This window comes from Gordonia malaquae NBRC 108250 (assembly GCF_000344135.1).
GTDB lineage: Bacteria > Actinomycetota > Actinomycetes > Mycobacteriales > Mycobacteriaceae > Gordonia > Gordonia malaquae.
Genome location: NZ_BAOP01000075.1, coordinates 1 through 2,434 on the forward strand (window position 1 = coordinate 1; position 2,434 = coordinate 2,434).

Annotated in this window: 2 protein-coding genes; both read left to right on the top strand. The window is 59.8% G+C overall.

Annotation, left to right across the window (positions count from 1 at the left end):
* Positions 1-172 precede the first annotated feature (172 nt).
* On the top strand, positions 173-1,696 hold the full coding sequence (locus GM1_RS21195) for a flavin-containing monooxygenase (RefSeq protein WP_008382369.1): 1,524 nt from the start codon (positions 173-175) through the stop codon (positions 1,694-1,696).
* 39 nt (positions 1,697-1,735) lie between these two features.
* On the top strand, positions 1,736-2,434 hold a 699-nt coding region (locus GM1_RS21200), incomplete at its 3' end, for an SDR family NAD(P)-dependent oxidoreductase (protein ID WP_008382370.1).

The window sequence follows — 2,434 nt, forward strand, 5'->3', positions numbered from 1 at the left end:
GACGATCTGCGCTAACACCCTCAGCCTGGCCCCCTCGGCCACTCGCCAACCCTCGACCCCACGTTCGGATGTCTCCGTTCGCGGGCTCGGGTGGATGACATTCTCACACCTGCGACGCGTCCCCGGCGCGTGCAGGTCCGTTTGCTGTATTTGATCAGGAGATTTTCACTCAATGCCGTCCTCCAACACCAAGCGCGCGGCGCGCGCCGCCACGGCGACAGACCCGGGAATAGCCGAGCCTATAACTACCAAGGTACTCATCATCGGCAGCGGATTCTCTGGCCTCGGTATGGCCGTGCAGCTCCGCCGGCGCGGGTATAGCGATTTCATCGTGCTGGAAAAGGCCGACTCTGTCGGTGGAACCTGGCGCGACAACACCTATCCAGGATGCGCATGCGACGTGCCGTCACTGATGTACTCCTACTCGTTCGAGAGCCGCGGTAGTTGGTCGAAGGTGTGGTCTTCGCAGCCCGAAATCGAGCAGTACCTGAAAGAGATCTCCGACAAGCGTGGTGTCACTCAGAAGATCCATTTTGGGCAGAAGTTGGTCTCCGGATACTGGAGCGAGTCCGAATCTCGGTGGCACCTGCGTACCGAGTCGGGCCGGGAGTACATCGCGCAGTACGTCGTGTCCGGTGTCGGCGCTCTGCACATCCCGAACTATCCGAACATCCCCGGAATCGATGAGTTCGCCGGCCAGGCATTCCATTCGGCAAAGTGGGACCACACGGTGGATCTCCAGGGCAAGCGGGTGGCCGTCATTGGCACCGGTGCCAGCGCGATTCAGTTCGTGCCATTCGTGCAGAAGGAGGCCGGCACACTCACGGTCTTCCAGCGAACCCCGGCTTGGGTACTTCCACGCAAGAACTTCGCGGTGCCGACGGCACTTCGGACCGTGCTCAGCAAGATCCCTATCACACGCCGCCTCGCTCGGTGGTCGGTCTACTGGGGCGCAGAGAGCCTGGCCTTCGGGCTCAACGGCCACTCCAACCTTATGCGGCCAATCGAAAAAGTGGCGAAATGGAACATCGAGCGTTCTATCGCCGACCCTGAGCTACGCAGAAAGCTGATGCCGTCCTACCGCATCGGATGCAAACGCATCCTGGGATCGAACGACTACTACCCTGCACTCGCCGCGCCCAACACGACAGTGATCAGTGATCGGATTGAAAAGGTGACCGCGGATTCTATCGTCACCGCTGACGGCGTGTCACATCCTGTAGATGTGATCATTTACGCCACAGGGTTCCATGTCACAGACGGATTCGATCAACTCGCGCTCAAGGGCGCCCGGGGCGAAGACTTGCCGTCGCACTGGCACCGGACGGGCATCAACACCCACCTCGGCATCACCACCGAGGGCTTCCCGAACCTGTTCTTCCTGCTCGGGCCCAACACAGGTCTTGGACACAACTCTGTCGTATTCATGATCGAGCAGCAGATCAAGTACATCATGAAGGCCATCGACGCCGTCGATAGTCGCGGAGCGCAGCGTGTAGATGTGCGGCCCGAGGTTCAAGAACACTTCAACAAGAACATTCAGCACAAGCTCGCCAAGGGGGTATGGACCAACGGCGGGTGTACGAGCTGGTATCTGGACTCGCAGGGTGTCAACCGTACGGTGTGGCCCGGGTTCACCTGGCAGTACTGGCGAGCGACGAAGGACTTCGAGCCCGCCGAGTACGAGATCGCCTGACAACCCAGCCGTAGGTCATCGAGAAGTGAGTATTCAACAGTGAGTAGTTCGACAACAGATAACTATGCGAACCAGGTCGCAGTCGTCACGGGAGCCGCTTCAGGGATCGGCCGGTCCCTTGCGCTTCAACTTGCCGCACGCGGGGCCAGCCTTTCCTTGTCCGACGTCGACGAGGTGCATCTCGCGGAGACGGCGGCTATGTGCCGTACCGCGCATCGGGCGAAAGTCGAGACCGCCGTGTTGGACGTGGCAGATCGTGCTGCCTTCCAGGATTACGCCGACAGCGTCCAGTCATCTTTCGGGTGCGTGAACATGGTGTTCAACAACGCCGGCGTCGCCCTCGGCGCCGACGTTGTTGACATGTCTTGGGAGGACTTTGACTGGCTGATGGGTATCAACTTCGGTGGTGTCGTCAATGGGACGAAGGCGTTCCTGCCTTATCTGATCGCCTCCGGTGATGGTCATCTGGTGAATACCTCCAGCGTCTTCGGTCTGGTCGGTATTCCCAGTCAAAGTGCTTACAACGCCGCCAAGTTCGGTGTGCGTGGCTTCACCGAAGCGCTTCGCCAAGAGATGAAGATCAGTCGGCATCCGGTCACGGTGACGTGCGTTCACCCCGGCGGCGTCAAGACAAATATCGTCAATAACGCTCGGGGTGTATCCGATATGGGGGCAGATACCGCCACCATTGCCACAATGTTCAACAGCATCGCCAGGACCACTCCGGAGAAAGCGGCG

Excerpts from the sequence above, each read along its gene's own strand:
- GM1_RS21195 (WP_008382369.1), top strand. The coding sequence starts at position 173 with ATGCCGTCCTCCAACACCAAGCGCGCGGCGCGCGCCGCCACGGCGACA.